The sequence below is a fragment of the Myxococcus sp. CA023 genome (assembly GCF_010998615.1).
Classification (GTDB): domain Bacteria; phylum Myxococcota; class Myxococcia; order Myxococcales; family Myxococcaceae; genus Myxococcus.
The window spans coordinates 25,717-45,869 of the sequence record NZ_JAAEAH010000068.1; the positions used below are offsets into that span (position 1 = coordinate 25,717).

The following is a 20,153-nucleotide window of genomic DNA, read 5'->3' on the forward strand; positions in this document are numbered from 1 at the left end:
CTCGGCACATGCTTGCTGGGAGGCAGCTCTCCTTCCTTCCGTCGTTCTTGGAGGACGTCTCATGGCCCTTGGTTCGCCTCGCCTGTTGGCGGTTTCCTCGCTCGTGTTTTTCGCCCTGTCGGGCTGCGGAACCGGGCCTCATGAAGAGGAGACGCCCACGGTAGGGACGCAGGCGTCGGAGATTCGCATCGCCAACTCGCTCACGACGCAGGCGCTAGTGCTCAACGCCATCTCCACCAACGCCGACTCCAACCAGTTGCTGGGGACCTCGGCGCTTGTGCAGCTGTTCCACCCCACGCTGGGCGACGCGAACACGCGCCGACGGCTGCATGACCCCAATGCACAGCGGTTCATGGAGTACCTGGTGGGCTGCGCGCTGACGGTCGAACAGGAGATTGCCTATTACGACCCGCGGGACCCCAGCCCCGGCGTCCGGAAATGGCTTGGACAGGCGGGGCTCTGCCCGGATTGGGCCAACTCCCCGCCGACCCAGAGCTGCCTGGAGCGTGTCTCCGCCTGTGTGCTGGCGCGCAACAACGCGGAGGGTCGGCGCGTGGAACTGTCCATGCGCGGCGAGCACCAGTTCTCCTCGTCGGGACCCAACATCTACACGCTGGATGCGAAGACGCGCCCGGCCGCGCACCTCCCCATCACGGGCACTGCGCTGGCCAGCTTCGGAGACTGTGTCCTGGGCGAATCAGGCGAGCAGCGTGACTGCGGTTGGACGCCGGATGGCATTGGCGGCTGCACGCCTTCCACGACCGTCGCGGTGGGGGCGGGTGGTCCGCTGTCCTGCGCGGGGCTGTCTCCCATACTGGGCTCCAGTGTGAATGGGCCCACGGTCCTGCGGGTGTGCGAGGGAATCGCGGGGTGTGACCATTTCGACGCGCGCAACCTGGGTGAGGCGACAGGGACCTGCGCGGGGTCGCCCGCCGTTCCGGTGGTCTCCTTCACCTGCCCGGGAGGGGGCTACTACAGCGTGATGACCGCGCCGGCTTCGAGCACGACCGTGGAATGGCTGGCGAACGTCGAGGCGCATCCGGACTCCGCGTCCACCTATGGCCTGTCCGAGCAGCAGGTCTATTCCGTGCGCGAGGGCGCATTCTACGGAAACATCTTCCTGCCGAACGAGCTGAGGGCGGAGGTGGACGTCGTGGAAGTCGGTGAGGGGGATAAGAAGAAGTACGTGGTGGTGGGCGCCGACGTCATCGTGCGCGGCTCCATCTACCGGAAGATGTTCTCCTGCTACGACCCGGCCTGGTCGAGTGGGGCGGCGTACGCGGCGAACCGCGTCTGCGCGCTGCCCTCGTCGGGCTCCAACTGCGCCGCGCGCGTGACGGGGCCCTGCTTCACGTCCCTCAGTCCGCCCGTGGCCGGTATGTGCGCGATCCAGGAAGGGCCCCTCACGCCGAGGGATGGCGACTACGAGGAGTGCCGCGACCATTCCAACGTGCTGTGGACGCAGTCGGTGACCACCTATCTCCATGCCCCGTGCGACACGGTGGCGAAGGAGCAGCGCACCCAGTCCTGTGGGCGTGCATCGGTGCCCGTCAAACCGCTACCTTCGGGGGAGGAGCTGCCCTTTCCCTTCCCTCGGAAGAAGTAGGCCTTCTGCCGCATGGCGTCGGGTGACGAAGAGGCCCTCTATGGCGAGGAGTTGGGCGTCGGTGCCCTGGTATCGGACTGGCTGGTGGAGCAGGTCCATTACCGGGGGCCTGTCTCCACGCTCTACCGTGCCCGACATGTCCGCACGGGTGCGCTCGCTGCGCTGAAGGTCCTGCTCCCGCAGCCCTCGGATGTCGCCCTGCGGCGCTTCCGTCGGGAGGCGGAGACGCTCCAGCGGTTGAGCCATCCGCACATCGTCGACGTGCTTGGCTACGGCACGCTCGCGGACGGGCGGCCCTTCATCGCGATGGAGTGGTTGGAGGGGAGGGACCTCGCGGCGGAACTGACTTCGCGCGGGCCGCTGTCGCCGGGAGAGGCGCTGGAGGTGCTGGAGCAGGTGGGCGGCGCGCTGCGCACCGCGCACCAGGCCGGTGTCGTGCACCGGGACTTGAAGGCCCAGAACGTGGTGCGCTTGGGCACGGGCGGTGGAGCGCCGCGCGTGAAGCTGGTGGACTTCGGCGTGGCGAAGGGGCTGACGCCGGATGCGCCGGGCGCGTCCACGCTCACGCTGACGGGCGTCTCCTTGGGCACGCCGTTGTCCATGGCGCCCGAGCAGATTCGTGGCGAGCCGCCCGACGCCCGCACGGACCTGTACGCGATGGGCGTGCTGCTCTTCCAGCTCGTCACCGGGCAGCCGCCCTTCCAGGGCGCCACCCGGCATGAGGTGGAGGACCTGCACCTGAATGCGCCGCCCCCTCGGCCCAGTGAGCGCGCCCCGGTGCCTGCCGCACTGGATGCCGTGGTGCTGCGCAGCATGGGGAAGCGGCGCGAGGACCGATACCCGGACATCGATGCGTGGCTCGAAGCGCTCCGGCGCGCGGTGAAGGGCAGTCCCACGGAGGACCAGCCCACGCTCGCCGTGGCGCTGTACGCGGAAGCCCGGCTCCACGGCGCGGTGGAACCTTCTTCCTTGGAGCGGCTGGATGCGTTGCTGGAGCGCGTGGGGGGGACCGCGCGCGCCGCGGGGTTGGACGTGCGGCTGGAGGGGAGCGGTTGCCTGCTGGCCTTCGCGCCGCTGCCGCCGGAAGTAGGGGCGGAGCAGGCCGCGCGAGCGCGAGTGCTGCACGCCGCGCTGGCCCTGGTGGAGTTCGTGGCGGCGAGCGAGGCGCCGCGCCCGGTGGACCTGGCCATCACCGTTCACGTCGCGGAGCTGCCTCGCGAGGACAGCGGCGGCGGGTTGTTGCACCTGCCGGGCTGGGTCGCGGAGCCACCAGGAACGGACCTGGTGGCGACCGCGCGTGCGCTCGAGGGCCTGGAAACGGGCTTCCTGGCGACACCCGTGTCCGCCGCGGGACTGGGGTGCTGGCGCGTCAGCCGCCCGCGGTGAGGCTCACGGCTTGATGCCGTGGCGTCGCAGCAGGCGGTAGAGGTGGACGCGGTCCATGCCAGCGGTGACGGCTGCCTGGGCCACCTTGCCCTGGTGCTTCTCCAGCAGCGCGCGCAGGTAGCGGCGCTCGAAGTCGTCGACGACGTGACGGCGCTGGTCGGCGTACGGCTGCGAGGGGTCCACCTTGGGTGGGCCGGAGCGATGGGCTTCTTCCTCGGAGAGCTCTACAGCTTCCTCGAAGACGAGGCAGCGCTCCAGGTAGTTGCGCAGCTCGCGCACGTTGCCGGGCCACGCCGCGTGCCGCAACCTGGCCAGGAAGTCCTGCGTGCGCAGCGCGCCCGTGCGCTCGCGGTCCGCGCCGAGCAGGTCGAGGATGCCTTCCACCAACATGGGCAGGTCCTCCGGACGCTGACGCAGCGGTGGAAGCAGCAAGCGCAGCACCGCGAGCCGGAAGAAGAGGTCGGAGCGGAACCGGCCCGCGTTGACCTCCGCGCGGAGGTCCCGGTGCGTGGCGGCGAGGAGGCGCACGTTCACCGGCTGATACGTGTTGCTGCCCACTCGGCGAATCTCGCGGTTCTCCAGCACGCGCAGCAGCTTGGGCTGCAGCTCCGCGGGCAGCTCGCCAATCTCGTCCAGGAAGACGGTGCCTCCGTCGGCTTCCTCGAAGACGCCCGCGCGCCGATGGACGGCGCCGGTGAACGCGCCCTTCTCGTGGCCGAACAGCTCGCTCTCCAACAGGTGCGCGGGGATGGCGCCGCAGTCCACGATGAGGAAGGGCGCGTCGCGCCGGGGACTGGCCTGGTGGATGGCCAGCGCGGCCTGGCTCTTGCCGGTGCCCGTCTCGCCTTCGAGCAGCACCGTCACGTCGCGGCCCGCCGCGCGCTCCATCATCGCGAAGCAGCCGCGCATGGCCACGGAGGCGCCCACCAGCGTGCCGAAGCGAGAGTTCTCCGACAGCGGCAGACGGTTGTTCTCCGCGCTGAAGTCGAAGCGCAGCACCACGCGGCCCAGGCGCAGCAGGCTGCCACTGCGCAGCACGCCCTCCACCACCTGCACCCCGTCGACGATGACGCCGTTGAGGCTGTCCAGGTCCTTCACCTGGGGGCCCCGAGGTCCGATGCGCACCTCGCAGTGGAACCGGGACACCGTGGAGTCCTCCACGGCGAAGTCGTTCAGCGGGTGCGAGCCCACCGAGCAGGTGTCACCCGTGGACTCCCACGTCGTCCCCATGTTCGGACCTTCCGCCACCGTGAGCCGGAACCGGCGCACCGTGGAGGCGTCATAGCCCCGGCGTGCGTGCTCGTAGGGCAGCGTGACGTGCAGCGGCGTGTCCCCCCCACCTTCGACTTCCATCCTCCATTGCGATTCGCCCTTCACGTCCGGCGAGGAGGGTGCGGCTCGAGCCCGGTCCAGTGCAGACATGGAAGTCAAGATATCACGGGAGCCGACATCCGAACGGTTCTCTCCCGGGCTCATTCTTCTTGGGGGGGTGGTTGTTGGCCGCTCGCTCTGGGAGCGAGGCAGGTCCCGCGCGGAGGCGCGGCGTCTCCGGGATTTCCGCTGGTCGAGGCTGTCTGGACCTTCTCGGCTGAGAGGTGCTGTGTCACAGCGGACTCGGAGTGTCGCGGACCCCACATGTCGGCGCGGGCGGTCGTGCTGATGAAATCACAGACATGGCACCGCGGGTCATCACATCGCGCATCCGCTCGGGGATGAAATCATGTCTGTCATTCCGCGGTGCGGTTCGTTCGCGGAGTTTCAACATGGCGCGCTACCTGCCGTGTTTGCCTGGGCTTCTGGTAGGAATGCGCCATGGCGACACGGGGTAGGCGCCGCGCGATGCGCGGTGGGGGTACGCAGGGGCTGACGTTCGACGCGGTGCGCGCGCTGGCGCTGTCCCTACCGGGGATGGAGGAGGGCACGTCCTTCGGGACGCCCGCGTTCCGCGTGCGCAAGAAGTTCATCGCCCGCTTCCATGATGACGGCGAGTCGCTGGTGGTGAAGGTGGAGCCCGGCGTGCGGGACGTCCTCATGCAGGCCGAGCCAGACAGTTGCTACATCACCGAACATTACGCGGGGTACCCCGAGTACCTGCTCGTGCGCGTTGCCGCGGCGCGTCCGGCGCTGGTCCGCCAGCTGTTGGAGGACGCGTGGCGGAGGAGTGCCTCCCAGCGGCAGTTGGCGGAGCGGGCGCGGGGCGCGGACTGACGCCCGCGTTTTCGCGGCAGGCGTTGGCAGGCCCGGCATTCAATGCGAGGCTATGGGAGAAGGGGGGCAGGCCGGGAAGGGGCGCAACGCTTTGGCAGCGCTCCTGCTGGCCGGTCTCACCGGAACGGGAGACCCAACATGTCAGAGTCAGCAGGTGGCCAGGGCGAGGGGAGCGGGCGGCTGCGCACGCCCGTGGAGGGTGCCCTCCGCGCGGTGCGCTCTCTGGTCGAGTTGGAGGACACGGACCGGGCGGCACAGCTCTACGAGGAGCTGGGCGATGCGCAGCGCGAGCGCATCCGTCACGAAGCTGAACAGGGGCCGGCGAAGGAGCGCCGTGGCTTCGTCGAGGTGCTGCGGCGCGCGCGGGACTTCCTGGGCGCGGCCCGGCTGATGGACGGCCAGGGCGAGGACGCCACCGCCGGGGACCTCTACTTCCAGAGTGGCAAGTACATGGCCGCTGCGGAGAGCTACCTCCGAGCGGGTGATGCCGAGCGCGCCGCCGCCGCCTTCGAGCGAGGTGGTGCGCTGGAACGCGCGCTGGCCATCTATCGGGAGCTGGGCTCGCGCGAAGCCATGGCGCAGTGCCTGGTGCGCCTGGACCGTCCCTTCGAGGCGGCCACGCTCTACCAGGAACTGGGGCAGGCGCACGCGGAGGTAGAGGCGCTCGGAGGCGTGCGCGCGGAGGACCTGCGCTTCGTGGAGGCGGTGCTGCGCATCTGCCAGTTGCTGGACGCGGAGGGCTTCACGCACCGGGCGCTGGCGGTGCTCGCGGACGCGGTGAGCAGCTCGGAGGAAGCACGCGGGGACCCGGCGCTGGTGACGGAGAAGGCCCGGCTGCTGCGCCGCATGGGGATGGAGGCAGAAGCGGAGGCCATGCTCATTCGCCGTTCCGGAGGCGCGTCGGCGCCCGCGGCGAACGGGTACCGGTTCCTCAAGGCCATCCCCATCTTCGGCGAGCTGTCCCTGGAGGACATGAAGGACCTCTACCGGCTGGCGCGTCAGGTCGTCATCGCGCCCGGCGCCGTGTTGCTGGAGAAGGGCGCGCCCGGCCTGGGGCTCTTCGTCCTGATGGACGGCTCCGTGGACGTCTTCAGCGGCCCCGAGGAGGACGCCCGGCACCTCAACACGTTGGGGCCAGGGGCGTACCTGGGGGAAATCTCCCTGGTGCAGGACGGGCCCGTGTCCGCCCATGTCCGTGCGCGAACCTCCGTACGGGCGCTGCGCATCAGCCGTGTCGACTTCGAACGCTTCGTGGATACGCACGAGGCGGCGGCGCTGCGCATCTTCCGCCTCTTCACCCAGAACCTCGCGGGCCGGGTGCGCGCGCTGAGCACGTGACAGGGATGCCCCATGGCGTGTGTCTACGTGGGGCCGAGCGGGAGCCGGACGCTGAACGTGCTCCCTTTTTCCGGCACGCTGGACACCTGGATGTCGCCCCCGTGCGCCGAAACGACCTGGTGGGCGATGAAGAGGCCGAGCCCCAGGCCGCTGTAGTTGCGGCCGGACACGGCCCGCATGAACCGGTCGAAGACGTGGGGCAGTGCTTCCGGCGCGATGCCGATGCCCTCGTCGCGAACGTTCAGCAGCGCCATGCCGCCTTCCGCGCGCAGGCTGACGTGAATCGGCTTGCCCCCTCCGTACTTGAGTGCGTTGGAGAGGAGGTTGGTCATCACCTGCTCCACCCGGCGTGTGTCCCATTCGCCCTGCACGGGCGCCGGCGCGTCCAGTTCCACGGTGCTTCCCAGCTGGCTGGCTTGTGGCAGGTAGCGGGCGATGACCTCTCGAAGCAGCGCCGCGAGGTCCGCGGGCACGCGCTCCAGGGTCAGCTGGCCCACGCTGATGCGTGACACGTCAAGCAGGTCGTCCACCAGCTCCACCAGCTTGCGCACCTGGCGGACGGCGACGTCGAGGTCTCGCCCTACGCGCTCGCTCGGCAGCAAGCCTCCCGGGGCGCTGTCGACCGCGCGGCGCATGGCCGTCAGCTTCAGTTGCAGCGGGGTGAGCGGGGTGCGCAGCTCGTGGGACGCCACGGACAGGAAGTCGTCACGGATGCGAAGCGCCTCCCGCAGGCGCTCCATCTCCCGTTGTTCCTGGGCCTGGTAGCGGGCGGTGAAGTCGCGCGTCACCTTGCCGAAGCCACGCAGCTGCCCTGTCTCGTCATAGAGCGCGGTGATGACGACGTTGGCCCAGAAGCGGCTGCCGTCCTTGCGGACGCGCCAGCCGTCCTCCTCGAAGCGGCCCTCACGCTTCGCCACGTCGAGCCCGTGCCGCGGCCGGTTCCGCGCCACGGCTTCGGGCGGATAGAAGCGGCTGAAGTGCTCCCCCAGAATCTCGTCCGCGCGGTAGCCCTTGATGCGCTCGGCGCCCGGGTTCCAGCTCGCTACGTACCCGTCCAGGTCGAGCGTCAGGATGGCATGGTCAGTGACGCTCTCAATCAACAGCCGGAGCTGGTCCGCGGTGTCTTGCTTGGATTCGCCTTGCCCGGAGTATGCGATGCGCCTGGTACGTCCGGGGCAGCCGTTGGTGTCTTCCATGGGCCTCCTGCTCTGACTAGCTGGTATGAGAACACGCCCCCCTTCGCCACGGGGAATCGCGCGATGTGGCCATCGGCCATCGGACACTCCGGTCGGCGCACGGGCTGGCGGCCAGCCGGTGCCAGTCCCCCACGCGGTGTGCCGGAGCCCCCCTCCAGCCCGTCGAGGATGGGGGCGTCACGAAGGTCGACTCGGACCCATGCGGGAGATAACATGCCGCGCCGAATGTCCATGCAGGGTGGCGCCGGTGACGATCCCGATCAGGGGCGGCGCATCGGGAAATACGAAATCCTCACGCGCCTCTCCATGGGAGGGATGGCGGAGCTGTTCCTGGCCTACACCTCGGGGCCTGGGGGATTTCGCAAGTTCGTCGCGGTGAAGCAGATTCTCCCGGACATCAAGAAGGACGAGCAATTCGTCCAGATGTTCCTGGACGAGGCGCGCATCACCGCGGCCTTCTCGCACGCGAACATCGGTCAGGTGTTCGACCTGGGCGAGGAGGGCGGCGAGCTGTACCTCGCCATGGAGTTCCTGCCCGGGCAGAACCTGGAGCAGGTGGTGAAGGCCTCCACGCGCCAGGGCTACCCGTTGCCGCTCGGCTTCGTCGGGCGGGTGATTCGCGATACCTGCCTGGGCCTGCACTACGCGCACCACTTCACGGACCCGTCGGGCCGGCCCGCGGTGGTGGTGCACCGCGACGTGTCTCCGAAGAACGTGATGCTCACCTACGACGGCGTCGTGAAGGTGATCGACTTCGGCATCGCCAAGGCGCGCGGACGGTTGGGGCGCACTCAGGTGGGGACGGTGAAGGGGACCAGTGGCTACATGTCCCCGGAGCAGGTGCGAGGCGTGGCCACCCTGGATGGCCGCAGTGACTTGTTCTCCGTGGGCGTCATGCTGCACGAGCTGCTGAGTGGCCAGCGGTTGTTCAGCGGGCCGCACGAAGCGGCGGTGATGATGCAGATCGTGGAGGCCGACGTGCCTCCGCTGCGCGGCATCAACCCGGACGTCCCCGAAGCCTTGGAAGCCGTGGCGACGCGAGCGCTGTCCCGGGACGTGTCCCAGCGCTTCACCAACTGCCGGGAGATGGCGCGCGCCATTGAAGCGGCGCTCGGCTCGGAGCTCTTCGACGAGGACGGCATGACCGCCGTCATGGGCGACCTCTTCGCCGACAAGCGCCAGAAGACGCGCACGCTGTTGGAGCTGGCCAGTCGCGCGGAGGATGCCCGCGTCAGCGAGGCGGCGGGTGCCCTCCAGCAGGAGGACAGCGCGGACTCCGCCCCCACGTCGCAGGTACCGGCCCCGCGCGCCCGGCCTGGCTCGCCCTCGGCCCCGTCCTCGAGCGCGCCCAAGCCCGTGCCCCAGCGCCGTCCGGCGGAGGGCGGCGTGCCTTTGCGTGGCCCCTCAGTCGCCGGCAACGGGAGCGCGCCCAAGCCCGCCCCTCAGCGCCGGACCAGTGAGGTGGCTCCTCCGGCTTCGCGCACACCGCGCGGAGGTCAGGACAGCGCGCCGGCCGCGCGTACACCTCGGCCACGGCCCACTGCCCGGCAGGAGGTCCCGGCCGAGTCCGAGTCCTTCGACGAGCCGAGCGATCTCCAGACGCAGCGCTTCCGTTCCCGGCCCCAGCGGCCCGGCGCGGACGGTGCTCGGGGCTCCGGACGGTCGGCGCGCCCCGATACGTCCCGGGCCTCGGACACGCCGGTGGAGACGCCCGCCGCCCGTCCGCCGTCGCGCTGGGCCAGCCGGCTGTTCCTGCTCCTTCTGCTGGGAGGCCTCGGTTGGGCTGCGACGCTGCCTGCCGTGCGTGCGCAGCTCCTGCCGGGCTTCGAAGCCGCCAAGGCGTGGGTGAGCGCGGAGTTGAATCCGCCGCCGGCGGAGGACCCCGCGAACCAGCCCTGGCCACCGCAGCAGGCGGGCCCGCCGCCCGGCTTCCGTCGGGCCGAGCCCTCCGAGGCTGTCGCCCAGGCCGAGCAGGCCGCTGGCGGCGAAGGCTCGGACGAAGAGGCGGTGGAAGGCGCGCCGGAAGCCAAGGCTCCGACAAAGGCCCCGCCCGGGCAGAAGGCGAAGGAAGGTGCCTCTTCGCCGTCGCGCCGGGCGGCCGCCCCGAAGGCCGAGGCCGAACCTGTCAGTGCCAGGGCCGCACCTCCCGCGCAGGCCAGCCCACCTCCGCGTGAGCCAGCGCCTCGCGTGGCGGCGGCCCAGCCGGCAGCCGAGCCCGTCACCACGGTGACGCAGGATCCCGAGGGAATGGCGGAGGTGCTGGATACCAGCACTGCGAAGGGGGCCGCGAAGGCGGGCCTGGGGTGGATGACCCTCTACACGGTGCCGCGGGCGGCCGTGTTCGACGGCGCCACGGAGCTGGGCACCACGCCCCTGAAGAAATTCCCGCTGCCCGTGGGGGTCTACCGCCTGCGCGTGGTGGACCCGACGGGGGTGGAGTCGGTGAGCCGGCTCCTGTCGGCTCCCATCAAGCCGGGCGAGGAGACGAAGATTCAAATCCGGCTGGCGGATCTCCCACCGTACAAGGAGTGAGCGCCGTCCTTGACGCTCCGGACCCCCGTCACTAGGGTCCGCGCGCTATGTATTTTCAGGACCTTATCTTCACGCTCCAGAAGCACTGGGCCGACCAGGGGTGCATCAACACGCAGCCCTACGATGTCGAGGTCGGCGCGGGCACGATGGCCCCGTACACCTTCCTGCGTGCCCTGGGCCCGGAACCCTGGAACGTGGCGTATGTGCAGCCCTCGCGGCGTCCCGCGGACGGCCGGTTCGGAGAGAATCCCAACCGCCTGTTCCAGCACCACCAGTTCCAGGTCATCCTCAAGCCGGCGCCGAAGAACGTCCAGGAGCTGTACCTGGAGTCGCTGCGGAAGATTGGCATCGACCCGTTGGCGCACGACATCCGGTTCGTCGAGGACGACTGGGAGTCGCCCACGCTCGGCGCCTGGGGCCTGGGCTGGGAAGTGTGGTGTGACGGCATGGAGGTGACGCAGTTCACCTACTTCCAGCAGTGCGGCGGCTTCGACTGCAAGCCCGTCTCCGCGGAGCTCACCTACGGGTTGGAGCGCATCTGCATGTACCTGCAGAACGTGGAGAACGTCTTCGACATCGAATGGGTCAAGGGCGTGAAGTACCGCGAGGTGTTCCACCCCAACGAGGTGGAGATGAGCAAGTACGCGCTCCAGGAGTCGGACGCGCAGATGCTCTTCGCGCTCTTCGACGCGTACGAGAAGGAGTGCAAGCGCCTCATCGAGCGCCAGTTGCCGCTGCCAGCGTACGACTTCGCGCTGAAGTGCTCGCACGCGTTCAACCTGCTGGACGCGCGCGGCGCCATCTCCGTCACGGAGCGCGCCAACTTCATCAAGCGCGTGCGCGACAACGCCAGGCTGTGCGCGGAGGGCTACCTCCAGATGCGTGAGCGGCTGGGCTACCCGCTGCTCAAGTCGCCGTGGACGGTGGGTGAGCAGCCCCCGGTGTTGGAGGGCAAGCCGGCCAGCGACTACTGGAAGACGGTCGTCCTCAACAAGCCCGTGGAGAAGAAGCAGAAGGCGGAGGTGGCCCATGGCGCGTGACCTGCTCCTGGAAGTGGGCGCGGAAGAGATTCCGGCGTCGTTCATCGGCCCCGCGCTGGACGACCTGAAGCGCGTCATCACCGAGCGCATGGCGGACGCCCGCCTGAAGCACGGCGAGGTGCGGACCTTCGGTACGCCGCGGCGGCTCGCGGTGTGGGTGAAGGACGTGGCGGACGCGGGCGAGGACATCATCAAGGAGGTGCTTGGCCCCAGCGCCAAGGCGGCCTTCGACGCGCAGGGCAAGCCCACCAAGGCGGCGGAGAAGTTCGCCGAGGGCCTCAAGCTCGCGGTGGACCAGCTGGGCCGCGCCACCACCGCCAAGGGCGAGTACCTGTCCGCGCGCGTGGAGGAGAAGGGCCGCCCGGCGGCGGACATCCTGAAGGACACGCTGCACGCGGCGGTGCATGGCATCAACTTTCGCAAGTCCATGCGCTGGGGTGACGTGGACACGTCCTTCGCGCGCCCGGTGCAGTGGCTGGTGGCGCTGCTGGGGAGCGATGTGCTGCCCGTGGTGTTCGGTGACGTGACGAGCGGCCGGACCACGCGGGGTCACCGCTTCCTGTCGCCCGACGCCATCGAGCTGAAGGCTCCGGCGGAGTACGAGGCGGCGCTGGAGAAGGCGCACGTGGTGGCCGACATCACGAAGCGCCGCGCGCAGTTGGTGGAGAAGGTGAGGGCGGCCGCGAGCAAGGCCGGCGCCCAACTGCTGGAGGACGAGTCGCTGGTGGACCAGGTGACGAACCTGGTCGAGCTGCCCAGCCCGGTGGTGGGCACCTTCGAGGAGCGCCACCTGGACCTGCCTCCGGAGGTGCTGGTGCAGGAGATGAAGAGCCACCAGCGCTACTTCTCGCTGGTGGACAGCGCGGGCAAGCTGCAGCCGAAGTTCATCGCCGTGTCCAACACGCCGGTGCGCGACGAGCAGCTCAGCCTGCGCGGCTACCAGCGCGTGCTGCGCGCGCGGCTGGCGGATGGCCGCTTCTTCTTCGACGAGGACCGGAAGACGCCGCTCATCGACCGCGTGGAGAAGCTGGGCCGCGTGGTGTGGCAGGGGCAGCTGGGGAGCTACCTGGAGAAGGTGGAGCGCTTCCGCTCGCTGGCGGTGTGGCTGGGCCAGCAGGCGGGACGGGCAGGGGATGCGGCCACCATCGAGCGCGCCGCCACCCTGGCCAAGGCGGACCTCGTCACCGGCATGGTGGGCGAGTTCCCCGAGCTCCAGGGCATCATGGGCCGGGAGTACGCCCGCGCGGGCGGTGAGCCGGACGCGGTGGCCCTGGCCATCGCGGAGCACTACCTGCCGCGTGGCGCCGAGGACGCGCTGCCCACGCAGGACCCGGGCGCGCTCATCGGCATCGCGGACAGGCTGGACTCGCTGTGCGGCATCTTCGCCATCGGCAAGGCGCCTACGGGCGCGGCGGACCCATTCGCCCTGCGCCGCGCGTGCATCGCCATCATCCGGTTGGTGCTGGGGCGGGGTTACCGCTTCAGCCTGTCGGCCGCGGTGGACGAGTCGCTCCGGTTGCTGGCTCCAAAGATTGCCAACGCCAAGCGCAAGGCCGGCGAGCCCGCGCCGCGTGAGCAGGTGCTGGAGTTCTTCCGCGGCCGCCTCAAGGCGCTGTGGGGTGAGCAGCACCGCACGGACGTCGTGGAGGCGGTGCTGTCCGCCGGCTTCGACGACCTGGTGGCCACGCAGAAGCGCCTGGAGGCCCTGAGCCACATCGTGGGCCGGGCGGACTTCCAGCCCCTGGCCGTGGCCTTCAAGCGCGTGGTCAACATCGTGGAGAAGCAGGGCCGCGACGTGCAGGGGGGGGAGACCAACCCCCAGAAGCTGGTGGACGAGCCGGAGCGGAACCTCCACATCGCCTTCACCCAGGCCCGGAGCACGGTGTCGGGGTTGGTGCGCGTGGATGACTTCTCCGGTGCTCTCCGGGAAATCACGGGCCTGAAGCCCGCCGTGGACACCTTCTTCGACAAGGTGATGGTCATGGCCGAGGACAAGGCCCTGAGGGAAAACCGCATCCGCCTGCTCGTGGAGATTGGCGCCCTGTTCAACCAGGTGGCCGACTTCTCGAAGATCCAGGCTGAAACGGCCGCCGCGGCCTGATGCGTGGCCTGCCTGCCCTCCGGGGGATGAAGCACCCCGGGGGGCACGGCTGCGTCGGGCGCAAGGCGCATGGGAATGGCGCGCCGCGTTTCCGGTTGCCCGGGGGGAGACCGCTTCCTACACTCCGCCCCCCTCCGATGCGCGCCTACCTTCTTACCTCCGCGCTGCTCCTCGTGTCCTGCAACGTTGGCACCGAGAGCAAGCCCCCTCCATCCACCCGGCTCGTGTACCCGAGCGGTCTTGCCTTCTGGCGCCCCGAAGCGGGTCCGTCCACCAACGGGTACCTCTACGTAGCGAGCGCCAACTTCGACAAGTGCTACGACTCGGGTTCGGTCGTCGCGCTGGATTTGGACGCCGTGGGGGTGCGGCCCTTCGGCACGGACTTCGACCCCGGGGAGTCGCTGCCCAACGACGTCACGTCGCTTGGCATCGGCGCCCAGTCCTACGTGCAGATTCAGAGCTTCGCCGGGGAGATGGCCATGTGGAGCCCTCCGGGGCGGCCACCGCGGCTGTTCGTCCCGGCGCGGGCGGAGGGCAGTCTGCTTCACGCCATCGACGTGGGCGATGACGGCCTCAGCCTGAGCTGCGTGCAGGGCGGCGAGCGCGACTGCCGCGTCAATGCGCTGTCGCTGCTGGATGTCCCAGGCGCCTCCAACGGATTGCCTTCGGCTCCCGGGCCGCTGGGGGTCAGCGTCGCCGGCAACGGCGAGGACGCTCGCGTCTGGGTGACGCACACGGAACTGGCCGGGCCGCCGACGACCTTCACCGAAGCGGACCTGGCGGGCTACGTGCTCCACCTCCCCGCGGCGAACCCCACGCGCGACGCGCTGAACACCAGCGAGTTCGTGGCGCTGGGGACCAATGACCGGCTCTCCGGCGTCGCGCACGCGACGGCCATTGGCAGCCGGTATGTGTACGCCTCGGGGCGCAACTCTTCCTCCGCACAGATGGGGGCGCTGCCGGCGCGCTTCATCCTGCGGCTGGTGGACCGGACCGTCGCGGGCCGCGTGCTGGAGACCGACCTGGAGCTGTCGTACTCGGTGCGTGAGGCGCGCGGCGTGGCGGTGGTCCCGTCGGCCACGCGCGTGCCCGACCCGGCGTCGCCCGAGCTCACCATCGTGGACGAGCGCGTCTACCTGCTGGCGCGCGGTCCGGACACGTTGCTCATCCTGGACGTCCTGAACGCGGCGGGCACGGCGCCCGACGCGGGGACGACCCCCAGCGTGCGCATCGTGTCGGCGCTGCCGGTGCCCGCGGGCGCCAGCGAGCTGGAAGTCATTCCTCGCGGCCCTGGTCGCGGCAACCTGGTGGCGGTGACGGGCAGCGGCGACGAAGCCGTGGCCATCTTCGACGAAGAAGTGGGGCAGCTCATCGCCCAGGTGCAGGTGGGCGACAACGACCCGAACCAGCCCAGCCAGCCCTTTGGCCTGGCCGCGGACGTCCGCGGCAATAGCGCTCGCATCTTCACCAGCACCTTTGGTGACGGCCGCGTGGCCATCATCGACATTCCCGACCTCGACCGGCCGCAGAACGCCCGGTTGGTGGCGCGGCTCGGCGCCCGGCAGGGAAGAGACCCGCGCCAGGGCACCAGCCTGTGCCAGGAGACCTCACCGTGAAGCGCGGTACCCTTGCTCTGCTCCTCGCGAGCGCCGGCCTGTCCGGCAGTTGCTCCTCCACCGACGTGACGACGGGCTTCGCTGGCCTGTCCGGCACTTTCGACGTGACGCTGGCCAACAACCTCGTCTTCGTCACGTCGTCGGACCGGGACGAGCTGCGCGTGCTCGACCTGGCGTCGAACCCCCGCACCTTCGTCCCCGCGCCCAACCCGCTGGAGGCGTTGTCCATCCCCGTGCTGGACCGGCCGGACGCGCTCACTCGCGACGTGGCGTACAACGCGGAAGGCAACGACGTCCCGGGGCCGTACATCTACGCGCGCAGCTCGGGCTCGTCGGAGGTTTCGGTGGTGGCGTCCGCGCGCGACCAGCTCCGGCAGGTCGCCCGGCTCCAGGCGCCGAGCATCGTCACGGCCTTCGCGGCGCGCTCGCCCGCCGAGGGCAGCGGCGGACCCAGCACGCTGTACTACGCCATCCAGGACCCCGACGGCATCTTCAGCGCGGACACCGGTGGTGCCCGGGTGCTGCGGCAGGAGATTCCGGGGCCAGACGCACTGCAGGCCGCGGAGCCCGCGGCGATTCCCGAACCGGTGACGGTGTTCTGTCTCCAGCCCGGTGAGTCCATCCTGTCCATGACGATGCTGGCGGGCCAGGGCCAGTTCGCGGTGGCCACGCGGCAGGCGTCGGGCCGGTCGGGCCGCACGCTGCTCGTCACCGATTCGGGGCCGGTCGCGGACTGCCTTCAGCCTTCCGCGCCCACCGTGGATTTGTCCGAGGGCTTCGGCAACGTGCCGGTGCGGCTCCTGGTGAGCCACCCCCGAATCGTCATCCCCGACGTCGAGGCCATCAACGCGGGTCGCTACATCTTCGGCGTCCGTGACGAGGCCTCTTGCTCCGCCGCGCGCGAGTGTTCCGGAGTGCTCGCGGTGGACACCGAGTCATCCCCCCCCGGGCAGACGGCGCGGGACCTCAGCGGTGCGCCGATGCTGCCCATCTTCCCCGCGGGCGGCTTGCCGACGGGACTGGCCCTGGTTCCGGACGCGCCGCTCCGCATCGTGCTCGACGATGGCTCGGCGACCGAGGTGCGGGTGCCGCTCCTGGGCGTCATGCCGTCCTCCAACGGCTACATCTCGTTGTTCTCCGCGAGCGACCTGCGCCAGTTCGACCTGTCGGGGGCGAGCGCACGCTCCTCGGTGGCGCTGCTGGACAGCAACGAGCAGTCGCTCGTCATCGAGACGGCGGACCTGGTGACGGTGACCCAGGACCAGACGCTCCAGTCGACGGTGCTCTACGAGGGCTCCGTACCGAACGGCTTCTACCGGATCATCTACCAGGGCGCGTTGCCAGGGCTGAGCGGCCTGCCTCGGGAGCTCTCCACCCCGCGGCTCTTCGAGGTCGAGGCCACCGCGGCCGCTTCGGCGCGGGCCGGGGACATCATCGTCCTGGAGGGCACGGATGTCCTGTGCGCCGTCGACCTGCCCATCGCGTCAGTGGAGCCCGTTGCGGGGACCACCCGGGTGCGCTTCGCCATCGCGGACTCGCAGGAGATTCCGACGGACTGCGCCAGCCTGCCGCGTTTCACCGTCCGTGCGGGGGGAGACCAGCCCTTCGTCCTCTTCAACGAGGCGGGCACCTTCCTGTCCCGCGATGTGACGGGGGCCTCGAGCTACAGCATCCCCACGGAGTACTTCTTCCACCCCGACACCTTCTACTTCGACGACGACTCCAACCCTCAAACGCCGCCAGTGCCGAACCTGTCCAAGTTCCCCCAGCCGCCGCCGCCGCTGCGCATCCGGGTGGCGGCCGTGGGCCGCGAGGTGCGTCGGGGAGACCGCTACGCGGTGTCAGTGATTTCCGGCATCCGCAACTACATCTTCACGCCGGACGTCACGGCGGGGACGGGGCTGGCCTTCTACACGCTGCCTGGGCCTGTGGTGGCCGCCCAGGACCGCAGCGCGACGTTCGCCTACATCGCCTACCCGTCGGCGGACGGTATCCTCCAGGTCGGCTTTCAGGGGCTCACCGACAACCGGGCGCAGTCATTGGCACTGGTTCCCTTCGAGTAACTGGGCGGGAGTGGAGGCCTCTGCTATCGTCCGGGGCTTCCTGGTTCACGCGAGTCAAGACCGATGATCGATCAGAACTCCCGTCCTGCCCGCAAGGTTGGCATCGCCGACCACCTGTGGGAGGCGTTCGAAGACATGGCCCAGCAGATGGGCTCGGATCGCGATGCCCTGATCAACCAGGCGCTCTTCATGTTCGCGCGCCTGAACGGCTTCCTCGAGGTGAAGTCCCGCTCCGAGGCCGCCGTGGCACCCGTGGCCGCTGCGCCGGTGAAGCCCGTGCAGGCCGCTGCCGCCGCGCCGCCGCGTCCGTCCGCGCCGCCGGTGCTGGCGCCCGCGCCTCGTCCAGAGTCCACGCCCGCGCCCGCGCGTCCTCCCGTGCGCGCCACGCCCGAAGAGCGGGCCCCCGCCAATGGCCTGGACAATGACCCGGTGCGCCGCGAGGTGGCCGAGCGCGTCCTGGAGACCGCCGCGGAGCTGGAGCGCCTCATCAAGGGCAAGAACAGCGAGCCGCCCCCTCCCGCCGACGACATGGTGGAGGAGGACGAGGAGCCGCTGCCCGAGGCCGAGGATCCGGGCCTCATGGACGAGGAGCCGCCCCCCGATGAGGCCGAGGAAGAGCCCGCCGACGACCTCGCCGAGGAGGAGGAGGCCGGCGCGCTGTACCTGGTGACCGAGTCCGGCGATCAGGAGCAGATCGTCAAGGAGCGCTTCGTCATCGGCCGCGGCAAGCACTGCGACTTCGTCATCAACTCCGGCAAGGTCTCCCGTGAGCACGCTGTCATCGTCCACGAGGGCGACGACTGGATCATCGAAGACCTGGGCTCGTCCAACGGCACCTGGTTCAACAAGCAGCGCATCAAGCGCCGCAAGGTCGAGGACGGGGACGAGTATTTCATCTGCAGCGAGAAAATCCGTCTCTTGGTCCGATAATGAGGTGACCCAGGCTCCGTCCCGCGGGGCTTCTGGTTGTTCGCCAATTGACGGGCTCCAGGCGTCCCTGGTTTGATACCGGACGCCTGCCGCGAAGAGGACAGGCGATGATGACGCCTGTTCAAATCGCGTTGTGGACGGTTCTTGGAGTGGCCCTCGTGATCTCCGTGGTGACGGATGTGCTTCGCCGCGAGATCCTCGACGCGGTCACCTACCCGCTGATGGCGGTGGGCCTGGGCGTGCGCCTGGCCACCGAAGGGGTGGGGGACCTGGAGTATGGGCTCATCAGTGGTGTGGTGTCGGGGGTAGGGCTCGCGGTGATGCTGCTGCCAGCGGCGCTTCGCGGGCGGATGGGGTGGGGCGACGTGAAGTTGATGGGCGGGGTCGGAGCCGTGCTGGGCTTCCCGGCGGTGCTCGCGGCCGCGGCCTTCATCTCACTGGTGGGCGCGCTTCAAGCGGTGGTGACACTGCTCTGGCAAGGCGCGGTTTGGGACACGCTGGCGGCAGTGGTGCGCCGGTGGGCGGTGTGGGTGCGTTTGGCCAGCGCGGACGCGCAGCCGGCGCCCCAGCGCCACATTCCCTATGGAGTGGCCATCGCGCTCGGCACCGTCTGGGCGCTGTGGTGGCAGCACGGAACGTTGGGTTAGCTCGGACTTCTGGAAGAGAAGAGGGGACACGGACGATGTTCACACGCATCACGCATGCCGCGGCGCTAGGCGCCCTCATCGCACTGGTGGCGGGCGGCAGCGCCCTGGCGCAGGATGGCACCACCGTCAGCCTCGGCGTGGGTTCCCAGAAGGTGATCACCATCCCTGGCCTCAGCCGCGTGGCGCTCGGTGATCCGAGCGTCGCCGAGGTGAAGACGCTCGGCTCCGGCCAGCTGCTCATCACCGGTCAGGCTGAAGGCAAGACGACGCTGCTCGTCTGGAAGTCCTCGGGCCAGCGCGTCAGCTACCTGGTGGCGGTGCGCAAGCAGGATCCCAACGAGGTCATCTCCGAAATCAAGCGCCTGCTGGGTGAGATTGAAGGCGTCTCCGTCCGCATGGTGGGTGATCGCATCTACCTGGACGGTCAGGCCTACACCACGCAGGACGCCGACCGCATCGAGCAGGTGGTGGGCCTCTACCCGAACGTGAAGTCGTTCGTGAAGATTGCCCCCAACGCCAAGAAGCTGGTGGCCCAGAATCTCAACGCGGCCTTCCAGAAGGCGGGCCTGAAGAACGTCCAGGCCAACGTGGTGGGCGCCACCATCTTCCTGGAGGGCTCCGTGGAGAGCCAGCAGGACCTCCAGAAGGCGGAGCTCATCACCAAGGCCATCGGTGAGAAGGTGGAGAACCTCCTCGTCGTCGGCATCAAGCGGATGATCCTCTCCGAGGTCCAGTTCGTCGAAATCCGCCGCAACAGCCGCGACCGCTACGGCATCCGCTACCCGACGGACATCACGGGTACCGCGACGGCCATCGCCAGCATCTCCCAGGAGCTCTTCCCGGGCACCTTCGGCTCGGGCGTGTCCACGCTCACCCTCAACGCGAACGCGGACTTCTCCTTCGGATTCCAGGGCAACGACGGTTACGGCCGTCTGCTCGCGCAGCCCAAGCTGGTGTGCGCCAGCGGTGAGAAGGCGGAGTTCCTCGCCGGTGGCGAGGTTCCCATCCCGCTCATCACGAACAACCAGTTCACGGTGGAGTTCAAGAAGTACGGCGTCATCCTGAACCTGCGCCCCACCGCGGACCGCAACGGCAACATCCAGACGGAGATCGAGGCGGAGGCCTCCGAAATCGACACCTCCGTGGCGGTGTCCTTCGGTGGTTCGGCCTCCATTCCCGGCTTCCGGACCCGGAAGGTGAAGACGAACGTCACCGTGCGCCATGGTGAGACCATCGTCCTGTCCGGCGTGTTCAGCCACGACGAGCAGAAGTCCGTGTCGAAGCTCCCCGGCCTGGGTCACATCCCGATTATCGGTGAGCTCTTCAAGAGCCGCGGTTTCGACTCCACCAAGCGCGAGCTGGTCATCTTCGTCACCCCGCGCATCGTCAACCCGGACTCCGACAAGGTTCGCACCATCATCGAGGACGTGAAGAGCCGCTACAAGCAGGCCCGGTCCGAGGTGAACTTCAACATCTTCGACTGAGGCGAG

At 69.4% G+C, this 20,153-nt stretch carries 14 protein-coding genes; 12 read left to right on the forward strand and 2 right to left on the reverse strand.

Features of this window, described 5'->3' with window-relative positions:
- The first annotated feature begins 61 nt into the window (after window positions 1-61).
- The gene (locus tag F8M74_RS26970) at window positions 62-1,606 is read left to right on the forward strand and encodes a hypothetical protein (protein WP_141257395.1); all 1,545 of its coding nucleotides are present in this window, start codon (window positions 62-64) and stop codon (window positions 1,604-1,606) included.
- Between the two features lie 12 nt (window positions 1,607-1,618).
- Window positions 1,619-2,992, forward strand: coding sequence for a serine/threonine-protein kinase (locus tag F8M74_RS26975; protein WP_141257396.1), 1,374 nt, complete (start codon window positions 1,619-1,621; stop codon window positions 2,990-2,992).
- A gap of 3 nt (window positions 2,993-2,995) precedes the next feature.
- Here F8M74_RS26975 and F8M74_RS26980 read toward each other — a convergent pair whose 3' ends face one another.
- Window positions 2,996-4,345, reverse strand: coding sequence for a sigma 54-interacting transcriptional regulator (locus F8M74_RS26980; RefSeq protein WP_171410403.1), 1,350 nt, complete (start codon window positions 4,343-4,345; stop codon window positions 2,996-2,998).
- Between the two features lie 459 nt (window positions 4,346-4,804).
- Here F8M74_RS26980 and F8M74_RS26985 point away from each other — a divergent pair, with 459 nt between their 5' ends.
- Both F8M74_RS26985 and F8M74_RS26990 read left to right on the forward strand, forming a co-directional pair.
- Window positions 4,805-5,200, forward strand: coding sequence for an MmcQ/YjbR family DNA-binding protein (locus F8M74_RS26985; protein WP_228560375.1), 396 nt, complete (start codon window positions 4,805-4,807; stop codon window positions 5,198-5,200).
- 138 nt (window positions 5,201-5,338) lie between these two features.
- The gene (locus F8M74_RS26990; RefSeq protein ID WP_141257398.1) at window positions 5,339-6,538 is read left to right on the forward strand and encodes a cyclic nucleotide-binding domain-containing protein; all 1,200 of its coding nucleotides are present in this window, start codon (window positions 5,339-5,341) and stop codon (window positions 6,536-6,538) included.
- Window positions 6,539-6,561: 23 nt separating this feature from the next.
- Here the strand turns inward: F8M74_RS26990 and F8M74_RS26995 are convergent, their stop codons facing one another.
- Complete coding sequence (locus tag F8M74_RS26995; RefSeq protein WP_141257399.1) at window positions 6,562-7,734, reverse strand: PAS domain-containing sensor histidine kinase; 1,173 nt, start codon at window positions 7,732-7,734, stop codon at window positions 6,562-6,564.
- Window positions 7,735-7,959: 225 nt separating this feature from the next.
- On the opposite strand from F8M74_RS26995, the gene F8M74_RS27000 reads away from it, so the two are divergent.
- From F8M74_RS27000 to F8M74_RS27035, 8 genes are all read left to right on the forward strand, one after another.
- Window positions 7,960-10,266, forward strand: a complete 2,307-nt coding sequence (locus F8M74_RS27000) for a serine/threonine-protein kinase (RefSeq protein ID WP_141257406.1) — start codon at window positions 7,960-7,962, stop codon at window positions 10,264-10,266.
- Window positions 10,267-10,313: 47 nt separating this feature from the next.
- Complete coding sequence (gene glyQ / locus F8M74_RS27005) at window positions 10,314-11,306, forward strand: glycine--tRNA ligase subunit alpha (protein WP_140862329.1); 993 nt, start codon at window positions 10,314-10,316, stop codon at window positions 11,304-11,306.
- Complete coding sequence (gene glyS / locus F8M74_RS27010) at window positions 11,296-13,407, forward strand: glycine--tRNA ligase subunit beta (RefSeq protein WP_141257400.1); 2,112 nt, start codon at window positions 11,296-11,298, stop codon at window positions 13,405-13,407. Before glyQ ends, glyS begins: the two co-directional genes overlap by 11 nt.
- A gap of 137 nt (window positions 13,408-13,544) precedes the next feature.
- A complete protein-coding gene (locus F8M74_RS27015; protein WP_228560377.1) occupies window positions 13,545-15,023 on the forward strand; it encodes a YncE family protein in 1,479 nt (492 codons plus the stop codon).
- Window positions 15,020-17,086 (forward strand): hypothetical protein, encoded by a 2,067-nt coding sequence (locus F8M74_RS27020; protein ID WP_228560379.1) that lies wholly within the window; start codon window positions 15,020-15,022, stop codon window positions 17,084-17,086. The genes F8M74_RS27015 and F8M74_RS27020 overlap by 4 nt, the downstream gene beginning before the upstream one ends.
- A gap of 63 nt (window positions 17,087-17,149) precedes the next feature.
- Complete coding sequence (locus F8M74_RS27025) at window positions 17,150-18,016, forward strand: FHA domain-containing protein (RefSeq protein ID WP_141257403.1); 867 nt, start codon at window positions 17,150-17,152, stop codon at window positions 18,014-18,016.
- A 107-nt stretch (window positions 18,017-18,123) separates the two neighbouring features.
- A complete protein-coding gene (locus F8M74_RS27030) occupies window positions 18,124-18,663 on the forward strand; it encodes a prepilin peptidase (protein WP_141279633.1) in 540 nt (179 codons plus the stop codon).
- Between the two features lie 35 nt (window positions 18,664-18,698).
- Window positions 18,699-20,147, forward strand: a complete 1,449-nt coding sequence (locus F8M74_RS27035; RefSeq protein ID WP_011553156.1) for a type II and III secretion system protein family protein — start codon at window positions 18,699-18,701, stop codon at window positions 20,145-20,147.
- The last annotated feature ends 6 nt before the right edge of the window (window positions 20,148-20,153 follow it).